This window comes from Leclercia sp. J807, from assembly GCF_009734465.1.
Taxonomy (GTDB): domain Bacteria; phylum Pseudomonadota; class Gammaproteobacteria; order Enterobacterales; family Enterobacteriaceae; genus Enterobacter.
In genome coordinates, this window is record NZ_CP046446.1 from 942,875 (window position 1) to 964,780 (window position 21,906).

A 21,906-nucleotide genomic window follows, 5' to 3' on the forward strand; every position below is an offset into this window, starting at 1 on the left:
TGCCATATGCTTGAGGCCCGGAATCTCCGCTGTGAACGCAACGACAGAATGCTATTTAGCGGCCTGTCGTTTGCCGTGCAACCCGGCGACCTGATGCAGGTGACGGGGGAAAACGGTGCGGGGAAAACCACGCTGCTGCGTCTGCTGGCCGGGCTCTCATCGCCGGACAGCGGCGAGGTGCGCTGGCAGGGGAAGCCGCTTGCCGCCGTGCGCGACACCTTTCATTCACAGCTGCTGTGGCTGGGGCACCAGCCGGGGATCAAGGCCCGGCTGACGGCGCGGGAGAATTTACGCTTTTACCATCCGGCGTGCCCCGATGCGGCGCTGCGCCTGGTGGGGCTTAACGGCTATGAAGAGCGTCCCGTCGGCCAGCTCTCTGCCGGACAAGAGCGGCGCGTGGCGCTGGCGCGTTTATGGCTAAGTCCCGCCCGGCTGTGGATCCTTGACGAGCCCTTTACGGCGATCGATGCCGCAGGCGTCGCGCTACTGTCTCAGCGTCTGGAGCAGCATGCCCGGGCGGGCGGGGCGGCGATCTTTACCAGTCACCAGCCTCCGTGCGGGTTAACCCTGCCGCTGCGGCGGCTTTCGCTCAAGGATGACGCGCCATGTTCCTGAAAATCTGCCGGATGGAGCTGTGTGCGGCGTTCCGTCACCGGGGGGAGCTACTCAACCCGCTGTGGTTTTTTCTGATTGTCATTACCCTGTTTCCGCTCGGGATGGGCCCGGAGCCGCAGATGCTGGCGCGCATCGCCCCCGGCGTGGTGTGGGTGGCGGCGCTGCTGGCCTCGTTGCTGGCGCTGGAGCGTCTGTTCCGGGATGACCTGCAGGATGGCAGTCTTGAGCAATTGATGCTGCTGCCGGTGGCGCTGCCCCTGGCGGTGCTGGCGAAAATCCTCGCCCACTGGCTGGTTGCCGGGCTTCCGCTGCTCCTGCTCTCGCCGCTGGCGGCGCTGCTGTTGGGCATAGATTTCAGCGGATGGCAGGTGATGGCCGCCACCCTGCTGCCCGGCACCCTGACGCTGAGCTTTATCGGTGCCCCCGCCGTGGCCCTCACGGTTGGGCTCCGGCGGGGCGGGGTGCTGCTGAGCCTGCTGATGCTGCCCCTGACCATTCCGCTGCTTATTTTTGCGACCGCGGCGATGGACGCCGCCGCGCTGCACCTGCCCGTTACCGGCTATCTGGCCCTTCTCGGGGCGCTGCTGGCAGCCAGCGCCACCCTGAGCCCGTTTGTCACTGCCGCTGCGCTGAGGATCAGCCTGCATTAATCCATTGAGGGATCGCACTATGTGGAAAATGTTTCATCAACTGGCCATGCCGCCCACGCTCTACCGGCTGTGCGGTTATGGTCTCCCCTGGCTTGCCGTCACCAGCGTTGTGGTGCTGGCGGCGGGTCTGAGTTGGGGGCTGGCCTTTGCCCCGGCGGATTATCAGCAGGGGGATGGGTATCGCATTATTTATCTCCATGTTCCCTCGGCGATGGGGTCGATGGGGATCTACGCCGCGATGGCGGGAGCGGCCTTTATCGGTCTGGTCTGGCAGCTGAAAATGGCAAACCTGGCGGTGGCCGCCATGGCGCCGGTAGGCGCGGTATGCACCTTTATCGCGCTGGTGACCGGGGCCGCATGGGGAAAACCGATGTGGGGCGCATGGTGGGTATGGGATGCCCGGCTCACCTCCGAGCTGGTGCTGCTGTTTCTCTATATGGGGGCAATTGCCCTGTGGTCAGCGATTGACGATCGCCGGCAGGCCGGGCGGGCGATGGGCATTCTGGTGCTGATCGGCGTGGTGAACCTGCCGATCATCCACTTCTCGGTTGAGTGGTGGAACACCCTGCATCAGGGCTCAACCCGCATGCAGCAAAGCGTCGCCCCGGCAATGCGCTCCCCGCTGCGCTGGTCGATAGTGGGTTTTCTGCTGCTGTGCGCCACCCTGACGCTGATGCGTCTGCGGACCCTGATTTTGCAGCAGGAGCGCCGCCGCCCCTGGGTCAGGGAGATGATCGCCAGGGGAGGTGCCCAATGAACAGCGCTTTTGCCTCATGGGCAGACTTTTTCGCCATGGGCGGCTACGCCCTCTACGTCTGGCTGTCGGTGGTCTTCACTTTGGGGCCGCTGGCGCTTCTGGCGCTGGAGAGCTGGCGACAGCACCGGCGGCTGATACGCGCTATCGCCCGGGAGCAGCGGAGGGAAGCTCATGAATCCACGTCGTAAAAACCGACTGCTGGTGGCCGGGGCGGTGCTGTGCGGCATGGGCCTGGCCGCCGGGCTGGTGCTCTATGCCCTGAGCGCCAGCATCGATCTGTTCTACACCCCGGAGGAGATCCACTTTGGGAAACGGGAGACCGGCCAACGCCCGGTTGTGGGGCAGCGGCTGCGGGTCGGGGGGATGGTAAAAGCGGGCAGCGTGAAGCGCTCAACCGAGACGCTGGCGATCGCCTTTAACCTCTACGACGCCCGGAGCGAAATTACGGTGCACTACACCGGGATCCTGCCCGATCTGTTCCGTGAGGAGCAGGGGGTTGTTGTGCAGGGCGAACTGCTGCCGGGCAACGTGGTGCTGGCGAAAGAGGTGCTGGCGAAGCATGACGAAAACTACACCCCGCCGGAGGTGAAGAAGGCGATGCAGGACAACCATTACCGTGCCGGAAGGGAGGCGTTATGATCCCGGAGGTGGGCAATATCCTGCTCTGTCTGGCGCTGGCGGCGGCGTTGCTGCTGTCGGCCTCTCCGCTGAGCAAAGACAGGCGAATGGCGACGCTGGCGAAAGGGCTGGCGTGGCTGCTTTTTCTCTGCCTGGTGGGTGCCCAGGGGGCGCTGATGTACGCCCTGGCCGTCAATGATTTCAGCGTGATCTACGTGGCGGCGAACTCAGGCAACCAGCTGCCGGTCTGGTACCGGCTGGCCGCGGCATGGGGAGCGCATGAGGGCTCCCTGCTGCTGTGGGTCACGCTGATGAGCGGCTGGACGCTGGCCGTCGCGCTCGCTAGCCACCGGGTGCCGGGGCGTACCGTGACGCGGGTGCTGGCGGTGATGGGGATGATCGGCGCGGGCTTTCTGCTGTTTATCCTCTTTACCTCCAATCCCTTCGCCCGATCCCTGGACTTTGCTCTGGAAGGGCGCGATCTCAACCCGATGTTGCAGGATCCGGGGCTGATCCTGCACCCGCCTCTGCTGTATATGGGCTACGTTGGCTTCTCGGTCTCTTTTGCGTTCGCTATCGCGGCGCTGATCGACGGGCGCTTTGAGCGCGACAGCGCCCGTTTTGCCCGGCCCTGGACGCTGGCGGCGTGGATCTTTCTGACCCTCGGCATTGTGCTGGGGTCGGCGTGGGCCTATTACGAGCTGGGCTGGGGCGGCTGGTGGTTCTGGGATCCGGTGGAAAACGCCTCGCTGATGCCCTGGCTGGTGGGCACCGCGCTGCTGCATTCCCTGCTGGTTACTGACAGGCGCGCCGGTTTTAAAGCCTGGTCGCTGCTGCTGTCGATCTGCGCCTTTTCCCTCTGTCTCCTGGGCACCTTTCTGGTGCGCTCCGGGGTGCTGGTGTCGGTGCATGCCTTTGCCTCCGATCCGGCGCGGGGGCTCTTTATCCTCGCCTTTATCGCCCTGGTGACGGGAGGCGCGCTGCTGCTGTTCGCCCTGCGCGGGCACCGGCTGCGCTCGCGGGTCAACAATGCGCTCTGGTCACGGGAGTCCCTGCTTTCAGGCAACAACGTGCTGTTGATGGCCGCCATGCTGGTGGTGCTGCTGGGCACGCTCTTCCCGCTGGTGCATAAACAGCTCGGGCTGGGCTCGATCTCCGTCGGGGAGCCCTTTTTTAATACGCTTTTTGTGGCGTTAATGGTCCCCTTTGCCCTGCTGATGGGGCTGGGCCCGCTGGTGCGCTGGGGCCGGGATCGCCCCGGTAATCTGGCGCGCCTGCTGGCAGGTATTGCGGTAGCCACGTTATGCGTCAGCCTGCTGTTACCCTGGCTATTGCAGGGGCGGGTGGTGTGGCTGGCAGCACTGGGGGTGGCTATCGCCTTTCTGATTACCAGTCTGACCCTGGCGGCAGTGCTGCGCTGGCGGGCGGCGGGTCGCCCTCTGTCACCCCGCCAGTGGGGCATGGTGCTGGCGCACCTCGGCGTGGCGGTCACGGTGGTCGGGATCGCCTTCAGCCAGAATTACAGCGTCCAGCGCGATGTCAGAATGCAGGCCGGGGAGAGCGTTCACATCGGCGATTACCGCTTTACCTTCAACGGGGTGAAAGCCACCGTCGGGCCGAACTGGCGCGGTACGGCAGGGGGGATTGCCGTCTCCCGTGACGGAGAACCGGTCACCGTCCTGCTGGCAGAAAAACGCTATTACGGTGAGCGGATGGTGATGACCGAGGCGGCGATCGATGGCGGTTTTACGCGGGATCTCTATGCCGCGCTGGGCGAAGAGCTTGACGACGGGGCGTGGGCGCTGCGCCTGTATATCAAACCCTTTGTGCGCTGGATCTGGGCCGGTGGCCTGCTGATGGCCCTTGGTGGCGGGCTATGCCTGCTGCGTGGCCGTTCACGGGAGGGCGCATGATGCGCAAACTCTATATTCTGCCGCTGGCGCTGTTCCTGTTATTAGCGCTCGCCCTGTTCTGGCAGCTGGCGCGCAATGCCCGGGGAGACGATCCCACCGCGCTGGAGTCGGTGCGGATAGGGAAGCCGCTGCCCGCGTTCAGCCTGCCGGCGTTGAGGGCACCCGAGGAACGGGTTTCATCGACAACCCTGGCGCAGCGTGGCCCGCTGCTGCTCAACGTCTGGGCCACCTGGTGCCCGACCTGTCGCGCCGAACATCAGTTTCTTAACCGGCTGGCCGGGCAGGGGGTGCGGATTGTCGGCCTGAACTACAAGGACGATCGACAGCAGGCGATCGACTGGCTGCGCGATCTGGCCGATCCCTATGCCCAGAGTCTGTTTGACGGCGACGGCATGGCCGGGCTGGAGCTTGGGGTATACGGCGCGCCGGAAACCTTTCTGATTGATGGGCAGGGGATCGTGCGCTATCGCCACATTGGAGCGCTGGATGCGCATGTATGGCAGGAGAAGCTGCAACCCCTGTGGTTACAGGCTGTCCGGGAGACGACACCATGAGAATCGTTCTGTTTATGCTGCTGCTGGCGGCCTCAGCGCTTGCCAGCGCCAGCGTTGACGTGATGACCTTTCGCGATGCGGAGCAGGAGCAGGCGTATCGCCAGCTGACGGCGCAGCTGCGCTGCCCGAAATGTCAGAACAACAGCATTGCCGACTCCAGCGCGATGATTGCCGTCGACATGCGCCAGAAAGTGTATGACCTGCTGCAGGCGGGGAACAGTCCGCAGCAGGTGGTCGATTATATGGTGGCGCGATATGGCAACTTTGTAACCTACGATCCGCCGCTCACCCCCTTCACCGCGCTGCTGTGGCTGCTGCCTGCGGCAGTGGTGGTGGCCGGATGCGGGGCGATTTACGCCCGCTCGCGCAAGCGCGTGTCGCCCGCAACACAGCCACCGCAGCCGGAAACGTCGGGCGCGCCGCGCAATCTCTGGTGGCTGACGCCCGTCGTGGCGCTGGCGCTGGGGATCGGCGTCTACAGCTATCTGCATACCGGCGGCTACCGGCAGGTGATGCAGATGCAGGCGGCGGCAGCCGCTAAGCCCGCTCTGCTGGCCCGGCTGGAAAACCCGCGCGCCGCGCCGCTGGATCTGGCCGAGCTGCGCCAGCTGGAGCTGGGATTGCGCACCCGGTTGCTGCAGGGAGAGGGAAACCGCCAACAGTCGATAGTGCTGTCGCACATTACCGCCCTGCTGGCGACAGAGGAGTCTCACTAAGCCAGATTTGGTATTTGCAATGCCGAATTTTTTCTAAAAACGATTCGGCATTAACGATGCTTTTTAATTCCTTTATCAAAATTCTCGCCGCGGAAATACTGCCTCCATAACAACAGAGGGGAGCAGACACCATGGCAATTTCATCGCGTTTTTCAGTACTCGGCGCCCTGGCGCTGTGGGTATTCCAGGCGCAGGCGGTAGATGTCACCGTCGCGTATCAAACCTCCGCTGAGCCCGCAAAAGTGGCCCAGGCGGATAAAACCTTTGAGAAAACGAGCGGCGCTAACGTGGACTGGCGTAAGTTCGACAGCGGCGCGGCCATCGTGCGGGCGCTGGCCTCCGGCGACGTGCAGATTGGCAATCTCGGCTCCAGCCCGCTGGCGGTGGCCGCCAGTCAGCAGGTGCCGATTGAAGTCTTTCTGCTGGCCTCGCAGCTCGGTAATTCCGAAGCGCTGGTGGTGAAGAAAAACATCACGAAGCCAGACGATTTGATCGGCAAACGCATCGCGGTGCCCTTTATCTCCACTACCCATTACAGTCTGCTCGCGGCCCTGAAACACTGGGGGATCAAGCCGGGGCAGGTGGAGATCATCAACCTGCAACCCCCGGCGATCATCGCCGCCTGGCAGCGTGGCGATATTGACGGAGCTTATGTCTGGTCCCCGGCGGTAAACGAACTGCAAAAGGACGGCAGCGTGCTGACCGACTCCGCCCAGGTGGGCCAGTGGGGATCGCCAACCCTCGACGTGTGGGTGGTGCGTAAAGACTTCGCCGAGAAACACCCGGAGGTGGTGAAAGCCTTCGCCAGAAGCGCCATCGACGCTCAGCAGCCCTACATTGCCAACCCGGATGAATGGCTGAAACAGCCCGCTAACCTCGAAAAACTGGCCCGCCTGAGCGGGGTGCCGGAAGCCGACGTGCCGGGTCTGGTAAAAGGCAATACCTACCTGACGCCTGCCCAGCAGCTGCAGCAGCTGTCAGGCCCGGTGAATAAAGCGATTGTTGATACCGCAGGCTTCCTGAAAGAGCAGGGCAAAGTGCCCGCGGTGGCGGCGGACTATAGCCAGTACGTGACCGATCGCTTTGTGAAGTAAGGGGGACCGGATGCTGAATATTACAAATCTCCACGCCGATTACGCTGGCAAGCCTGCGCTGGAGGATATCAACCTGACGCTGGACAGCGGCGAGCTGCTGGTGGTGCTCGGCCCGTCCGGCTGCGGGAAGACCACGCTGCTGAATCTGATCGCCGGGTTTGTACCTTATCAGCATGGCGCTATCCAGCTGGCAGGGAAAAAGGTAGTGGGACCCGGTGCCGAGCGCGGTGTGGTCTTTCAGAACGAAGGGTTGCTGCCCTGGCGTAACGTGCAGGAGAACGTCGCCTTCGGCCTGCAGCTGGCGGGCGAATCACGGGAAGCACGGCTGGCGATTGCCCGCGACATGCTGAAAAAGGTGGGGTTGGAGGGGGCGGAAAAACGCTTTATCTGGCAGCTCTCCGGCGGACAACGCCAGCGCGTCGGCATCGCCCGGGCGCTGGCGGCCAATCCGCAACTGTTGCTGCTGGATGAACCCTTCGGCGCGCTGGACGCCTTTACCCGCGAGCAGATGCAAACCCTGCTGCTGCGCCTGTGGCATGAGACCGGCAAGCAGGTGCTACTCATCACTCACGACATCGAAGAAGCGGTGTTTATGGCCACCGAACTGGTGCTGCTCTCGCCGGGGCCGGGACGGGTGCTGGAGCGTCTGCCGCTCAACTTTGCCCGCCGCTTCGTGGCGGGCGAGCCGGTGCGCAGTATCAAGTCGGACCCCGATTTTATTGCCCGGCGCGAATATGTGCTGAGCCGCGTGTTTGAACAGCGGGAGGCCTTCTCATGAGCATTGTGGTGAATGACAAAACCGCGCGCAAACGGCTGATCCTGCGCTGGCCCTTTTCCCGTTCGTTGACGCTCAGCGTCACCACCTTGCTGGTGTTGCTTGCGGTGTGGTGGGCAGTGGCGGCGGCACAGTGGATAAGCCCGCTGTTCCTGCCGCCGCCGGGCCAGGTGCTGGTGAAACTCTTTACCATCGCCGGTCCGCAGGGGTTTATGGATGCCACCCTGTGGCAGCATCTGGCGGCCAGCCTGGGACGCATTCTGGTGGCCCTGCTGGCGGCGACGATCGTCGGGATCCCGGTGGGCATCGCGATGGGGTTAAGCCCGACGGTGCGGGGCATTCTCGATCCGCTGATTGAGCTTTATCGCCCGGTGCCGCCGCTGGCGTATTTACCGCTGATGGTGATCTGGTTTGGCATCGGCGAGACCTCAAAGATCCTGCTGATCTACCTGGCGATTTTCGCCCCGGTGGCGATGTCGGCAATGGCGGGGGTCAAAAGCGCCCAGCAGGTGCGGATCCGCGCGGCGCAGTCGCTGGGGGCCAGCCGTGCCCAGGTGCTGTGGTTTGTGATTTTGCCCGGCGCGCTGCCGGAGATCCTGACCGGGCTGCGCATCGGCCTCGGCGTCGGCTGGTCAACGCTGGTGGCGGCTGAGCTGATCGCCGCCACGCGCGGATTAGGCTTTATGGTCCAGTCGGCGGGGGAGTTCCTGGCGACGGACGTGGTGCTGGCAGGGATCGCGGTGATCGCCGTGATCGCCTTCGGATTAGAACTGGGGCTGCGCGCGCTACAGCGTCGCCTGACGCCCTGGCATGGAGAGATACAATGAGTGAACGTCTGACCATTACCCCGCTGGGGCCGTACATTGGCGCGCAGATTTCCGGCCTGGATGTGACCCGCCCATTAAGCGATAACCAGTTTGAGCAGCTCTATCACGCGGTGCTGCGCCATCAGGTGGTGTTCCTGCGCGAGCAGGCGGTGACGCCCCAGCAGCAGCGCGCCCTGGCGCTGCGGTTTGGCGATCTGCATATTCACCCGGTCTATCCCCATGCCGAGGGCGTGGAGGAGATCATCGTGCTGGATACCCATAACGATAATCCACCGGATAACGACAACTGGCACACCGATGTCACCTTTATTGAGACCCCGCCCGCCGGGGCGATCCTCGCGGCGAAACAGCTGCCGGAGAGCGGAGGGGATACGCTGTGGGCCAGCGGAATTGCCGCCTTCGAGGCGTTATCCGCGCCGTTCCAGCAGCTGCTGAGCGGCCTGCGGGCGGAGCATGATTTCAAAAAATCGTTCCCGGAGTATAAGTACCGTAAAACGGAAGAGGAGCATCAGCGCTGGCGGGAGGCGGTGGCAAAGCATCCGCCGCTGCTGCACCCGGTGGTGCGCACCCATCCGGTGAGCGGCAAGCAGGCGCTGTTTGTCAACGAAGGCTTCACCACGCGGATTGTTGACCTGAGCGAGAAAGAGAGCGAGGCGCTGCTGGGGTTCCTGTTTGCGCATATCACTAAGCCTGAGTTCCAGGTGCGCTGGCGCTGGCAGGAGAACGATCTGGCGATCTGGGATAACCGGGTGACCCAGCATTACGCCAATGCCGATTACCTGCCGCAGCGGCGGATAATGCATCGGGCAACGATTTTAGGGGATAAACCATTTTATCGTGCCCCATGACAGAGGCACCCGTAGGCCCGGTAAGGCGAAGCCGCCACCGGGCGCTACAAATGGGCTTCGATATACCGCTGATAACGGCTGGCTTTCAGATAACACAAATCCACCAGCACCAGCCCGTCCACGCAGTTGTTAAACGCCGGGTCGCTGCCAAAATCGATAAACTGCACGCCGCCGGGCTCGCACAGCTCGGAATATTGCTTGTACAGCGGCGGGATGCCGCACCCCAGATTGCCAAGCAGTGACTTGAGCCGGGTCAGATCCTCCACGTAATCTTCGCCACTAAACTGTGCCAGCACGTCGGGCAATGAGGCGGGATACGGTCGGCGCGAGGTCGCCAGCGGATGAGTGGCCGGGAACCAGAGCCGGTAAAAGGCCACCAGCAGATCCCGCGCCGCAGGCGGTAATCCGCCGGAGATGGAGACCGGCCCGAACAGGTAGCGGTAGTGCGGATAGCGTGCCAGATAAGCGCCAATGCCGGACCACAGGTAGTCGAGCCCGCGGCGTCCCCAGTAGCGCGGCTGAATAAAGCTGCGTCCCAGTTCAATCCCGTGCTCCAGGATCTCATCCATGTCGTCGCCGTAGTGAAACAGACTGTGGCTGTAGAGCGCATCCCGTCCCTGCAAGGCGGTCGGCATAAAGCGGTAGGCGCCGACAATCTCCAGATCGTCGTCATCCCATAAAATCAGGTGCAGATAGTCATCGTCATAGCGATCGGTATCGCGTCGTTTACCGCTGCCTTCGGCCACGGCGCGAAAAGCAATTTCCCGCAGGCGGCCCAGCTCGCGCAGGATCGGCGCCTCTTCCTGGCCGTTGCGCTGCCACAGATAGATGCTTTTGCCATCGGCGGTGGTGCCCAGACACTCCGCCTGCGCCAGCTCGCGCTTCAGGGTCGCCCGATCTTCCGGGCGGGCAATGGCGGACTCACTTTTGAACACGCCCGGCAGCCCTTTGCCGAGACGCAGCACGTGCTGGCGGCACTGCTCGGCCATCTCCCGGGCGGAGAGCGTAGGGCTGTACCAGTGGTGCCAGCCGATCTGCTGACCGATTTTCACCGGCAGGCGGCTGTGGCGACGGCGAAACATCTGCTGCATCAGCAGCAGCATCGACAGGTCTGGAGAGAGCAGGGTGCTCGCATAAAACAGCAGGCTGTTGCGGGCGTGGATATGGACCGGCAGCAGCGGGGCGCGGAATTTGCCCGCCAGCTTGATAAAGCCGGGTTGCCACTTTTTATCGCGGATCCCGGTGCGCGTGGGGCGGGAGACTTCCCCTGCCGGGAAGAAAATCAGCACCCCACCATTTTGCAGGTGCTGCTCCATCAGGGTGAACGAGGATTTTGCCGTCCGCCCGCCCATATTATCCACAGGGATAAACAGCGAGCTTAACGGCGCCAGATGCGTCAGCATCCGGTTGGTTACCACTTTCACATCCCGGCGCACCCGGGAAACGGCGTACAGCAGCGCCAGCCCGTCCAGCGTACCGGTGGGGTGGTTCGCGATAACAATCAGCGGGCCGTGGGCGGGTATCTGTTCGAGGTCGTGAGCCGGAATGGTACAGAGGATATCAAGATGGTCCAGAACCTGTTCCACCATATCGAGCCCTTTCAGGTGACGGTGGTCGGCGGCAAACTGCTGAAACTCCTCTTCGTGTAAGAGCTTCTTTAACAGGCTTTTTTGCCAGGGTGCAGGTTTTGCCTGCGGCCAAAGGTCATCGAGAACGCTGTCGAGACTAAACATGGTGGCTCCTCCTCCTGTTCTGCTGAGACAGTAGAAGCGCCAGATGTCGATTGTATTGCAGAGGAGTGAAGCTTGTGTTGTGGGCCCGTAGGCCGGGTAAGGCGAAGCCGCCACCCGGCAATACGGATTAACGCAGAATTTTCTTCTCGGCCAGATCCAGCGCGAAGTAGCTGAAGATCAGATCCGCGCCGGCGCGCTTGATCGCCCCCAGACTTTCGAGGATCACTTTCTCTTCGTCGATCGCCCCCGCCTGGGCGGCGAATTTGATCATCGCGTACTCGCCGCTCACCTGATAGGCGCCCAGCGGCAGCTCGGTGCGCTCGCGAATATCGCGCAGGATATCCAGATATGCGCCAGCCGGTTTCACCATCAGGCAGTCAGCACCCTGCGCTTCGTCGAGCAGCGATTCACGGATCGCTTCGCGGCGGTTCAGCGGGTTCATCTGGTAGGTTTTGCGATCGCCCTTCAGCGCGGTGCCCGCCGCTTCACGGAACGGACCGTAGAAGGAGGAGGCAAACTTGGTGGAGTAGGACATGATTGCGGTATCGGTGAAGCCCGCGGCGTCCAGCGCCTGACGAATGGCCTGCACCTGGCCGTCCATTGCGGCAGACGGCGCGATAAAGTCCGCGCCTGCGGCGGCAGCCACTACGGCCTGTTTGCCCAGGTTCTCCAGGGTGGCATCGTTATCCACGCCGTGATCGCACAGCACGCCGCAGTGACCGTGGGAGGTATATTCGCAGAAGCAGGTGTCGGACATGACGATCATCTCTGGCACCGCCTGTTTGGCGATGCGCGACATACGCGCCACCAGACCGTCCTCTTTCCAGGCATCGCTGCCGGTGGCATCAGTATGGTGGGAGATGCCGAAGGTCATGATTGAGCGGATGCCTGCGTTGGCAATGCGTTCGATTTCGCGCGCCAGATGCTTCTCAGGAATGCGCATCACGCCCGGCATGGCGTCGATGGCTTTGTAGTCGTCGATCTCTTCTTCAACAAAAATCGGCAACACCAGATCGTTCAGGGACAGGGTTGTCTCTTCAAATAATGCGCGCAACGCCGAGGTTTTGCGCAGGCGACGGGGACGAGCAATTAAATCGGTCATGATATGCCTGAGGTAGTGAATCGAAGAGGAACAGTGTACCTGAAATGCAGCCGGACTGTTTTACTAAAGTTGTCGTTTAGGTAGAGAATGCAGGGTGGTGGGAGCGGTATTATTTATGGCTTTATATTTTACACCTTGAAATAAGTTTACATTATAAAATCTCGCGATAATTACTGGAACCTGGATATAGGTATCCCTGGTAATATCCTAATCCTTCTCATTGTTTTTTATAAACGCTCTTATTATTTATATATTATATTTCTTATTCCCTTTTATTTAATAATTCCCGATGATCTTTCGCCTTGTGTTTCTTTTCTTTCGATTGAATTTAAGTTTCTGTTATTTATAGTTTTTATTATTATTTTTTATATTTTAAAAAGTGCCTGGCTTATATTGTCTGTTTTCGGACATAATTGCTGCATTCATTGAACTATTTTCTTCAGGGACTGCATAATTCTCCTCGCAATATATTTGCACTGTATTTACGGACAAACTTGCTTACGTCCCTGAGGAGGGATGACCCAATGCAAACATGGAAAAAGAAATTTGTTGTATCTCAACTTGCATTAGCCTGCACGCTGGCTATCGCTTCTCAGGCCAATGCAAAATATATTTCTGGTAGCACTTATAACACCTTTGGATATGATAATACGTCTACCTCCGCCTGGTATAACGGCTACACCGACTGGAATTACTCCAGTGCGACACATGACAACGATATCTATCCTGTCATTAACAAGTCGACAGTAAACGGCGTTATCTCAACGTATTACCTTGATGATGGTGCGGGCGGGCATGCCAATTCGCTGTCAATTTCCAACAGCACAGTCAACGGTATGATCACCTCCGGTTGCATGACCACCGAATGTGCTGGCGGTTTGAATGCAGATGGTACAACGCATAACCAGTACGATCGTTTTAGTCTGAATGTCGACAATTCAACCATCAATGATACCTACGAGCACTACGCGTATGACGTCGTTGACGGTACCAACACAACCACCCGTTACTGGGATACTTACGCGCTGGGCAATGCCATTACCCTCGACGTAGAATCTGACATCGTTATTCAAAACAACTCCCGCGTGGCCGGTATCACCCTGACTCAGGGCTATCACCAGCTGGATAACACGCCGTATGATTCTGTGACCGGCATTGAAGACAACGGCCATGTCTTTACCAACACCCTGCAGGTTAAAGATTCGGTTGTCACCTCCGGCGCATACAGCGATCTGGGCACCAACGGTTTTTACGGTCAGTCGGCGAAACCAAGCGATTACGGCGAGAGCAACGCTACGGCTGCGGATGATGCAGCGCTGATCGTCAGTGCCAGCAGTGCAGATAACGCCATGCAGACTACGGCTAACTTCGATCATTCCACGCTGACCGGCGATGTGTTGTTCACCAGCACCTTCGACAACAACTTCTATCCAGATGGCGATCCGGCTACCGACACCACTGCTGACAACGTCTACAACCCGACCACTAACGGCTGGGATGGTACTGACAAACTGGATCTGACCCTTACTAACGGCAGCAAGTGGGTCGGCGCAGCCGTCTCCAGCGTCGAGGCGATTGGACCTTCTCAGATGTATGGTCTGGGCTACAGCAGCGTTGACTGGCGTAGCCTGGAGCCAAACAGCATCTGGCCTGGCTCCACCTTCAACAGCAATGGCCATCTGGTGGGCAATCAGGTTTATCAGAGCGGTCTGTTCAACGTCGCACTGGATAACGGTTCCGAATGGGATACCCGTAAGCAATCCAACATTGACAAGCTGACCGTCAACAACCGTTCACAGGTCAATGTAGAAAACTCCGGCTTACTGGCTGACAGCATCACTCTGACCAACGCGTCGACCATGAACATCGGCGATTCCGGTGCTGTGGCAACCGACAGCCTGTATCTCGACAGCGCAAGCCGGACCACCCTGACTCAGGAAACCGCGGAGCTGTATGCCAACACCATTACCGTGGATAACCATGCTGAACTGGCGCTGGGTCTGGGCCAGGTCGACACTCATAAAATGGTGCTGACCGATGGCGGTGTGCTGAATGTTGCCAGCCGTGATTATGTGTTCAATTCCGATCTGAACAATGCTCGCTATATCACCAATGATATCCACCAGGCCGATTACGATTACGGGGTGATCGCCCTGAACTCTGACGGTCATCTGGCGGTGAACGGTGAAGTGTCCGGTAACTATAAAGTGCGTCTGGATGACGCAACCGGCGCGGGTTCTGTCGCTGACTACAAGAATAAGGAAATTATTCGCGTCTACGATAATAACGCCGATACGCAGGCCAGCTTCACCGCAGCCAATAAAGCGGATCTTGGTGCTTACACCTATCAGGCACAGCAGCAGGGCGATACCGTAGTGCTCCGTCAGGAACGTCTGACTGATTACGCCAACATGGCGCTGAGCATTCCATCTGCCAACACCAACATCTGGCACCTGCAGCAGGATGCGCTCGCTAACCGTCTGACCAACAGCCGTCATGGCCTGGCAGACAACGGTGGCGCATGGGTGAACGTCTTCGGCGGTAATTTTGACGGCGATAACGGCACTATCCATTACGATCAGGACGTTAGCGGCATCATGGTGGGCCTCGATACCCATATTGATGGCAATAACGCTGACTGGATCTTCGGTGCGGCAGCAGGCTTTGCGAAAGGCGATATGAGCGACCGCAGCGGTCAGGTGGATCAGGACAGCCAGACTGCAATGCTCTATTCCGCCGCGCGCTTTGCTAACGATGTCTTCATCGATAGCTCTCTGAGCTACTCGCGCTTCAATAACGATCTCTCAGCGAACATGAGCAATGGTGAATATGTCGATGGCAATACCACGAATGACGCCTGGGGCTTTGGGCTGAAACTGGGTTACGACTGGAAACCGAACACTGCCGGTTACCTGACCCCATATGCAGCCATCTCCGGTCTGTTCCAGTCTGGGGATGACTATCGCCTGAGCAACGACCTGCGTATGGGAAGCCAGTCTTACGACAGCATGCGTTATGAAGCCGGTATCGATGCAGGTTATACCTTCGGTTATGGCGGCGATCAGGCGCTGACGCCGTTCTTCAAACTGGCCTACGTGTATGACGATGCCGGTGAAGATGCCAAAGTTAACGGCGACAACATCGATAATGGTGTGAAAGGCTCTGCGGTACGCGTAGGCCTGGGAACCCAGTTCAGCTTCACCAAAAACTTCAGTGCATACACTGATGCTACCTATCTGGGTGGTGGTGATGTCGATCAAAACTGGGGCGCAAATCTGGGTGTGAAATACACCTGGTAATATGTCTGATACGGGGAGGCTTGCCTCCCCGTTGTTATAGCGTCAGTTAAGGATGACTTGAGATCTCATGAACCGTTATGCAAAACCCATTTCTGAGTTCTCCCGACTTGAACAGTGCCTGGTGGCGCACAGCACGCCATTTACGCTTCCTGCAATGCATCCTGTCTTTGAGGATTGCGATAAAGAAAATGAAAACGCAGTAGTGCTGCAGTCGGGCACGCTCAGTATCCACCGTCAGCAGGACGATCTGCTGATAGAGATTGTCACCGCACCTTATATCTTCGGGCTTAATGCCGGCATGATGGGCTGCAGCACCGAATACCTGCTGGTGGCACAATCCCCCTGTACTGGTTTCTGGCTACCCGCATCCGGGGCCCGTCATCTGATCCAGCAGGCCGGTTTATGGTCAGATGCCTTCTGCTGGCTCTCCTGGCACCACCGGGTAATGGAGATCCGCGACAAACAGCTGGTGGGCAACAATTCGTACAGTCAAATCCGTTCCACGTTGCTGGATATGGCCCAGTGGGATGAGACGCTGCGTATGCGGGTGGGCGTAATGAATTATATCCAGCGCCGCACACGTATTTCGCGTTCCGTGGTGGCAGAAGTGCTTGCAGCGTTACGCCAGGGAAACTACATCACCATGGACAGGGGCAAACTGGTCAGAATCAACCACTTGCCCGCTGAATATTAGCGTCAGGATGCCGGGATAACTCGCGGTTTATTCTCGCTCAGCTCCACCACCAGTTGGTTAACGCCGTCGCTCATGTTGACGAAACGCGTGAGCGGCGAGCGCGTCACCACCACAAATACCCCCACGTTAGATTGCGGGATCATCGCCATATAGGTGATAAATCCGCCGCCACCGCCGGTTTTCTGAATGATGCCAGGACGCCCATTTTTAGGCGCCATATAGACCCAGCCAAGACCCAGCGCGTCCGCGCGGCCTGGTACATCCATCCCGATCACCCGGCTTAACTGGCTGCGTTGATAGATCAGGGTCTGCATTCTGTCGGCCTGGTTGCTGCGCGCGTAGAAATCAGAGGAGAGGAACTGCTGCATCCAGCGCATCATGTCGCCAGGGGTGGAGTAAACCCCGCCGCTACCGACCGCCGCCAGCGTGTTATTACACGGGCTGGCCCCTTTTTCCGCCACCATCAGGCGTTTGCATTGATCGGGAGAAGGGGTAAAGGTGGTATCTTTCATCCCCAGCGGGCGGGTAATCTGCTCTTCGAACAGCTGCGCATAGGGCTTGCCCGCGGCGTTGCCCAGCGCATCGGCCAGCAGATCGAACGCCAGGTTCGAGTAGGCGGCCTGCGAGCCCGGGGACGATTTCAGGGTGGCCGTCGACAGCCAGTTCCAGCGCTGCTCGCGGGTTGGCCAGACGAAGACCGGACGATGGGCCGCGCCGCCAGGCTGTTCGCGTGGCAGGGCGCTGGTGTGGGTAGCCAGGTTGACGAGCGTAATCGGCGCGCCCTGATATGTCGGCACCCGGGCGCCCGGTGGCGCATATTTACTTAACGGATCGTTGAGCTTGACCACGCCCTGATCGAGCAGTTTCACCAGCATCTCACTGGTCATTAACTTGGTCAGGGAGGCGATGCGCACCACAGAGTCGAGCTGCGGATGGATATTATTGCCCGGGCGCGTTTCGCCAAAGCTGCGGAATACGCGCTGGTTGCCATCAATCGCCACCAGAGCCATCCCCGTTGCGCCACTGCCGTAAAAAATATGATTCGCGTAGCGATCAACCACATCGGAGGCAAAAGCCGGGTCGGCGATCGGCTCGACAGCCTGCGCGCTGGTGAGGCTGGCCGTAAACAGCGCGGCGGAGAGGAACAGACAACGTTTCAACGAAAGTATCCATGAAGTGAATGAAAAAGTATGCGTATTTATACTACTAAACACCATAATGCAAAGGCCATAACAGCATAACGATAGCGTGAAAAACGTAACCGCGGGTAAATACAAACAATTTCGTTATTACCCATCTCCTGTTTTGTGACATTGCGCTTATGATACCTGCCAGGTTCATTGGCTTTTCCGCTCGGGTGGCGGTTGACGGCGAACTAATACAGGGCCCACAGGTCTGATAATCCGTCGTCCACAGCAGTAGCGATAACTACAAGAAGGAAGCGTTATGTTTAAGTCGTTTTTCCCAAAACCGGGACCCTTTTTTCTCTCGGCCTTTATTTGGGCTCTGATCGCGGTCATTTTCTGGCAGGCGGGTGGCGGAGCCTGGTTTGAGCGTCTGGTTGGCGCTACGGGTGATGTGCCGATCAGCGCGGCACGTTTCTGGTCACGCAGCTATCTGATTTTCTACGCCTATTATGCGTTCTGCGTCGGGGTGTTTGCCCTGTTCTGGTTTATCTACTCGCCGCACCGCTGGCAGTATTGGTCGATTCTCGGCACCGCGCTGATTATCTTCGTCACCTGGTTTCTGGTGGAGGTGGGCGTGGCGGTCAACGCCTGGTATGCCCCGTTCTATGACCTGATCCAGACCGCGCTCAGCGCGCCGCACAAAGTCTCTATCAATCAGTTTTACCATGAAGTTGGCGTGTTCCTCGGTATCGCGCTTATCGCCGTTGTTATCGGCGTGATGAATAACTTCTTCGTCAGCCACTACGTCTTCCGCTGGCGTACCGCGATGAACGAACACTATATGGCCCACTGGCAGCAGTTGCGCCATATTGAAGGTGCCGCCCAGCGTGTGCAGGAAGACACCATGCGCTTTGCCTCCACGCTTGAGGATATGGGGGTCAGCTTTATCAATGCCATTATGACCCTGATCGCCTTCCTGCCGGTGCTGGTCACGCTGTCGGCGCACGTGCCGGACCTGCCGATTGTGGGGCATCTGCCCTATGGCCTGGTGATCGCCGCGATTGTCTGGTCGCTGATGGGCACCGGTCTGCTGGCGGTGGTGGGGATCAAACTGCCGGGGCTGGAATTCAAAAACCAGCGCGTCGAGGCCGCCTACCGTAAAGAGCTGGTTTACGGCGAAGACGATGCCAGCCGCGCCTCGCCGCCGACGGTGCGTGAGCTGTTTGGCGCGGTACGCCGGAACTACTTCCGCCTCTATTTCCACTACATGTATTTCAACATTGCTCGCATTCTGTATCTGCAGGTAGATAACGTTTTCGGTTTGTTCCTGCTGTTCCCGTCGATTGTAGCCGGTACGATTACGCTGGGTCTGATGACGCAAATTACTAACGTGTTTGGTCAGGTACGCGGGTCGTTCCAGTATCTGATCAGTTCATGGACCACGCTGGTGGAGCTGATGTCCATCTATAAACGTTTACGCAGTTTTGAACGTGAGCTGGATGGTCAGGATCTTCAGGAAGTTACCCATACGTTGAGCTGATACAGGGAGCTGTTATGTCTTTTACCGTACCGCGCGTATTACCTTTTTCCCTGCTTGCCGCCCTGGTGCTGGCCGGGTGTGCTGAGCAAGGGGCTGCGCCGCTGAAAAAGGGCGAAAAGCCCGTCGACGTGGCAAGCGTGGTGCGGCAAAAAATGCCCGCCACGGTAAAAGACCGGGACCAGTGGGCCTCGGCGCTGGCGAAAACCTTTGAGAGCCAGAAGATAGCCCCTACCGAGGAGAACATCTGCTCGGTGCTGGCGGTGGCACAGCAGGAGTCGCTGTATCAGTCCGATCCGGCGGTGCCGGGGCTGAATAAAATCGCCTGGAAGGAGATTGACCGTCGCGCCGAAAAGCTGCACATCCCGGTGTTTCTGGTCCACACGGCACTGAAGATCAAATCGCCAAACGGCAAGAGCTACAGCGAGCGGCTGGATACGGTGAAAACCGAGAAGCAGCTCAGCGCCATCTTCGATGACTTTATCAATATGGTGCCTATGGGGCAGACGCTGTTTGGCTCTCTCAATCCGGTGCATACCGGTGGCCCGATGCAGGTCAGTATCGCCTTTGCCGAAAAGCATACCGATGGCTATCCGTGGAAAATCGAGAGCACGGTTCGCCAGGAGGTCTTCTCCCTGCGCGGCGGACTCTGGTTTGGCACCTACCATCTGCTGAACTACCCCGCCAGCTATACGGTGCCGCTCTACCGCTTTGCTGACTTTAACGCGGGCTGGTATGCGAGCCGCAATGCGGCGTTCCAGAATGCCGTCAGCCGCGCGAGCGGGGTGAAGCTGGCCCTGGATGGCGATCTGATCGCCTATGGCAGCAGTAACGCAGGGAAGACAGAGCTGGCGGTGCGCAAGCTTTCAGGCAAGCTGGACATGAGCGACAGTGAGATCCGTCGGCAGCTGGAAAAGGGCGACAGCTTTGCGTTTGAGAAAACCGAGCTCTATCAGCAGGTATTTAAACTGGCGGAGCAGAAGAGCGGTAAGGCGCTACCGAGAGCGATGCTGCCGGGGATCCAGCTTGAGAGCCCGAAAATCACCCGCAATCTGACGACAGCCTGGTTTGCCCAGCGCGTTGACGATCGCCGGGCAAAATGCATGGCGCTCAACTAGCGATAACGGCGCCAGCGCACGTAGAGGGCAACGGCGCCCAACACCATGAGCCCGACAAGGAAGGGGATCAACCCGAAGACGGTGCTGACGCCGAGCCCAATCTCAACGCGCGGGCGACCGCTCTCTTCAACCTGCATCAGATGCTCATAAACGCCGGGAGCATGCACAAGAATATTCAGCAGCTGTGAGCCAGCCCAGAAGCAGAACAGCACAAACAGCGCGTATGCAATATTTCCTGCCGTGGAGGTTTTTGGTTGCCTGGTGTTGAAGATGGGCTTTGACATCGTAAAATCTGCCATACATACCTCCGAGTGTTCTGACTGGCTATGTGCCTGTTGTACACGTCAAGTTTGACAGCTCATGACCGTTGTCAATATCGGAATGATGGTAATTTAGCCCGGAGAATTCTCCTGGTTTGCCGAATTCTGTCGCGCATCACAGATTTTTTACTTAAATGAAATCCTGCTCACTTTTCAGATTTTCCGCATAGGCCGCAGACCTGGGGACAAATCTGTGCGAGGATAGATTTTTTCTTCTGGAGCGACCATGAAACTGCCTGCCAAAATTCGCCGTGACTGGCATTTCTACGCCTTTGCTATTGGGCTTATCTTTATTCTGAATGGGGTGGTGGGGCTGCTGGGCTTCGAAGCGAAGGGCTGGCAGACTTATGCGGTGGGGCTGGTAACCTGGGTTGTCAGCTTCTGGCTGGCGGGGTTTATTATTCGCCGTCGCCCGGAAGAGACGACGGCGAACGACGCGGATTAACCGTTTACTGAAATCTGCAGGGCGTTGTCAGCGGCATGTCGCTCCAGCGCCAGTTCAATCAGGCGGGTGATCAGATCCGGGTAGCTGAGGCCACTGGCCTGCCACAGTTTCGGGTACATGCTGATGTTGGTGAAGCCGGGCAGGGTGTTGATCTCATTGATCACCACGCGGTTGTCCGCCGTTAAGAAGACGTCGACGCGTGCCATACCGCGACAGCCCAGCGCCTGATAGGCTTCGATGGCAATTGCGCGGATCGCGTCGTTAACGTCAGCATCCAGCGCCGCGGGTACCACCACCTGCGCGCCCTTGTCATCAATGTACTTGGTGTCGTAGGAATAGAAGTCGCTGTTCAGCACCACTTCGCCACAGGTACTGGCCTGCGGAAAATCATTGCCCAGCACCGCGCACTCAATCTCACGCCCTTTAATTCCCTGCTCAACCACCACTTTATGATCGAAGGTGAACGCCAGACGTACCGCTTCGCTGAACTGCGCTTCGCTGTTCACCTTGCTCACACCCACGGAGGAGCCCTGGTTCGCCGGTTTGACAAACAGCGGCAGGCCAAAGCGGGCACTCAGATCGGCAAAGGTGTGTTGCTCGCGGTTGGCGCGGGTCAGGGTAACAAAGGGCGCCACGTTCAGGCCGGCGTCACGCAGCAGGCGTTTAGTAACATCTTTATCCATGCAGGCGGCAGAACCAAGGACATCGGAACCGACGAACGGCAGGTTCGCCATGCGCAGCATCCCCTGCAGGGAGCCATCTTCACCCAGCGTGCCGTGGACAATCGGGAAAATGACATCGAGCTGTGAAAGCGACTGCCCGGTACCGGCATCGATAAGCTGGCCCTGCGTCACGCCCGGCACGGTGGCAACGCTGATCTCAGACGGATTCAGCGCAATATGCGCCGGATCGTCGGCGTTAAGCAGATAGCCCTGCTCGTCGTTAATGTGCCATTGACCCTGTTTATCAATGCCCAGCAGCACGACCTCAAAGCGGCTCTTATCAATCGCGTTAACGATATTTTTGGCCGATTGCAGCGACACTTCGTGCTCTGCTGATTTTCCCCCAAAGACAATACCTACCCGCAACTTCGCCATCACGTACACTCATCCACTCTGACTCAAAACCCCTACCATATCACGATGCCCGGCGGGATTCGCCGCC

At 59.0% G+C, this 21,906-nt stretch carries 22 protein-coding genes; 17 read left to right on the forward strand and 5 right to left on the reverse strand.

Features of this window, described 5'->3' with window-relative positions; translation table 11 throughout:
- Window positions 1-6: 6 nt before the first annotated feature.
- The 12 genes from ccmA to tauD all read left to right on the forward strand — a co-directional run bounded on the left by ccmA (window position 7) and on the right by tauD (window position 9,367).
- Window positions 7-615, forward strand: a complete 609-nt coding sequence (gene ccmA, locus GNG26_RS04360) for a cytochrome c biogenesis heme-transporting ATPase CcmA (protein ID WP_156237893.1) — start codon at window positions 7-9, stop codon at window positions 613-615.
- Entirely contained in the window at window positions 606-1,265 is a 660-nt protein-coding gene (gene ccmB, locus GNG26_RS04365; RefSeq protein ID WP_156237894.1) for a heme exporter protein CcmB, read from the forward strand. The genes ccmA and ccmB overlap by 10 nt, the downstream gene beginning before the upstream one ends.
- Window positions 1,266-1,284: 19 nt before the next feature.
- Window positions 1,285-2,022, forward strand: coding sequence for a heme ABC transporter permease (locus tag GNG26_RS04370; protein WP_156237895.1), 738 nt, complete (start codon window positions 1,285-1,287; stop codon window positions 2,020-2,022).
- Window positions 2,019-2,210: a heme exporter protein CcmD gene (gene ccmD / locus GNG26_RS04375; RefSeq protein WP_156237896.1), complete on the forward strand. Its 192-nt coding sequence runs from the start codon at window positions 2,019-2,021 to the stop codon at window positions 2,208-2,210. The genes GNG26_RS04370 and ccmD overlap by 4 nt, the downstream gene beginning before the upstream one ends.
- Window positions 2,194-2,661, forward strand: coding sequence for a cytochrome c maturation protein CcmE (gene ccmE / locus GNG26_RS04380; protein ID WP_156237897.1), 468 nt, complete (start codon window positions 2,194-2,196; stop codon window positions 2,659-2,661). Before ccmD ends, ccmE begins: the two co-directional genes overlap by 17 nt.
- A complete protein-coding gene (locus GNG26_RS04385; RefSeq protein ID WP_156237898.1) occupies window positions 2,658-4,553 on the forward strand; it encodes a heme lyase CcmF/NrfE family subunit in 1,896 nt (631 codons plus the stop codon). Before ccmE ends, GNG26_RS04385 begins: the two co-directional genes overlap by 4 nt.
- A complete protein-coding gene (locus GNG26_RS04390; protein ID WP_156237899.1) occupies window positions 4,550-5,107 on the forward strand; it encodes a DsbE family thiol:disulfide interchange protein in 558 nt (185 codons plus the stop codon). The genes GNG26_RS04385 and GNG26_RS04390 overlap by 4 nt, the downstream gene beginning before the upstream one ends.
- Entirely contained in the window at window positions 5,104-5,823 is a 720-nt protein-coding gene (locus GNG26_RS04395; protein ID WP_197080126.1) for a cytochrome c-type biogenesis protein CcmH, read from the forward strand. The genes GNG26_RS04390 and GNG26_RS04395 overlap by 4 nt, the downstream gene beginning before the upstream one ends.
- 131 nt (window positions 5,824-5,954) lie before the next feature.
- On the forward strand, window positions 5,955-6,917 hold the full coding sequence (gene tauA, locus GNG26_RS04400; protein ID WP_156237901.1) for a taurine ABC transporter substrate-binding protein: 963 nt from the start codon (window positions 5,955-5,957) through the stop codon (window positions 6,915-6,917).
- Between the two features lie 10 nt (window positions 6,918-6,927).
- Window positions 6,928-7,695, forward strand: a complete 768-nt coding sequence (tauB, locus tag GNG26_RS04405; RefSeq protein WP_103823993.1) for a taurine ABC transporter ATP-binding subunit — start codon at window positions 6,928-6,930, stop codon at window positions 7,693-7,695.
- Window positions 7,692-8,519: a taurine ABC transporter permease TauC gene (gene tauC, locus GNG26_RS04410; protein WP_156237902.1), complete on the forward strand. Its 828-nt coding sequence runs from the start codon at window positions 7,692-7,694 to the stop codon at window positions 8,517-8,519. The genes tauB and tauC overlap by 4 nt, the downstream gene beginning before the upstream one ends.
- Window positions 8,516-9,367 carry a taurine dioxygenase gene (gene tauD, locus GNG26_RS04415; protein WP_156237903.1) on the forward strand — a complete coding sequence of 284 codons (852 nt, stop codon included), beginning with the start codon at window positions 8,516-8,518 and terminating at the stop codon, window positions 9,365-9,367. Before tauC ends, tauD begins: the two co-directional genes overlap by 4 nt.
- Before the next feature lie 44 nt (window positions 9,368-9,411).
- On the opposite strand, the gene GNG26_RS04420 is transcribed toward tauD, so the two are convergent.
- Window positions 9,412-11,100, reverse strand: a complete 1,689-nt coding sequence (locus tag GNG26_RS04420) for a lysophospholipid acyltransferase family protein (RefSeq protein WP_156237904.1) — start codon at window positions 11,098-11,100, stop codon at window positions 9,412-9,414.
- A 127-nt stretch (window positions 11,101-11,227) separates the two neighbouring features.
- Window positions 11,228-12,202 (reverse strand): porphobilinogen synthase, encoded by a 975-nt coding sequence (gene hemB / locus GNG26_RS04425; RefSeq protein ID WP_156237905.1) that lies wholly within the window; start codon window positions 12,200-12,202, stop codon window positions 11,228-11,230.
- 524 nt (window positions 12,203-12,726) lie between these two features.
- Here hemB and GNG26_RS04430 point away from each other — a divergent pair.
- Both GNG26_RS04430 and GNG26_RS04435 read left to right on the forward strand, forming a co-directional pair.
- Entirely contained in the window at window positions 12,727-15,501 is a 2,775-nt protein-coding gene (locus tag GNG26_RS04430) for an autotransporter outer membrane beta-barrel domain-containing protein (protein ID WP_156237906.1), read from the forward strand.
- Between the two features lie 67 nt (window positions 15,502-15,568).
- Window positions 15,569-16,195 (forward strand): helix-turn-helix domain-containing protein, encoded by a 627-nt coding sequence (locus tag GNG26_RS04435; protein WP_103823999.1) that lies wholly within the window; start codon window positions 15,569-15,571, stop codon window positions 16,193-16,195.
- Window positions 16,196-16,197: 2 nt separating this feature from the next.
- On the opposite strand, the gene ampH is transcribed toward GNG26_RS04435, so the two are convergent.
- Window positions 16,198-17,355, reverse strand: a complete 1,158-nt coding sequence (gene ampH / locus GNG26_RS04440) for a D-alanyl-D-alanine-carboxypeptidase/endopeptidase AmpH (protein WP_103824000.1) — start codon at window positions 17,353-17,355, stop codon at window positions 16,198-16,200.
- 286 nt (window positions 17,356-17,641) lie between these two features.
- Between ampH and sbmA the strand changes: the two genes are divergently transcribed.
- Together sbmA and GNG26_RS04450 are read left to right on the forward strand one after the other, a co-directional pair.
- The gene (sbmA, locus tag GNG26_RS04445) at window positions 17,642-18,862 is read left to right on the forward strand and encodes a peptide antibiotic transporter SbmA (protein ID WP_156237907.1); all 1,221 of its coding nucleotides are present in this window, start codon (window positions 17,642-17,644) and stop codon (window positions 18,860-18,862) included.
- A 14-nt stretch (window positions 18,863-18,876) separates the two neighbouring features.
- Complete coding sequence (locus GNG26_RS04450; protein WP_156237908.1) at window positions 18,877-19,977, forward strand: DUF1615 domain-containing protein; 1,101 nt, start codon at window positions 18,877-18,879, stop codon at window positions 19,975-19,977.
- Here the strand turns inward: GNG26_RS04450 and GNG26_RS04455 are convergent.
- Entirely contained in the window at window positions 19,974-20,276 is a 303-nt protein-coding gene (locus tag GNG26_RS04455) for a DUF2755 family protein (RefSeq protein ID WP_103824002.1), read from the reverse strand. The two genes, GNG26_RS04450 and GNG26_RS04455, sit on opposite strands and share 4 nt — an antisense overlap.
- Window positions 20,277-20,523: 247 nt before the next feature.
- Here GNG26_RS04455 and GNG26_RS04460 point away from each other — a divergent pair, with 247 nt between their 5' ends.
- Window positions 20,524-20,742 (forward strand): DUF2754 domain-containing protein, encoded by a 219-nt coding sequence (locus GNG26_RS04460; RefSeq protein ID WP_039031465.1) that lies wholly within the window; start codon window positions 20,524-20,526, stop codon window positions 20,740-20,742.
- Here the strand turns inward: GNG26_RS04460 and ddlA are convergent.
- Window positions 20,739-21,839, reverse strand: a complete 1,101-nt coding sequence (gene ddlA / locus GNG26_RS04465; RefSeq protein WP_156240131.1) for a D-alanine--D-alanine ligase — start codon at window positions 21,837-21,839, stop codon at window positions 20,739-20,741. The genes GNG26_RS04460 and ddlA overlap by 4 nt on opposite strands.
- Window positions 21,840-21,906 lie beyond the last annotated feature (67 nt).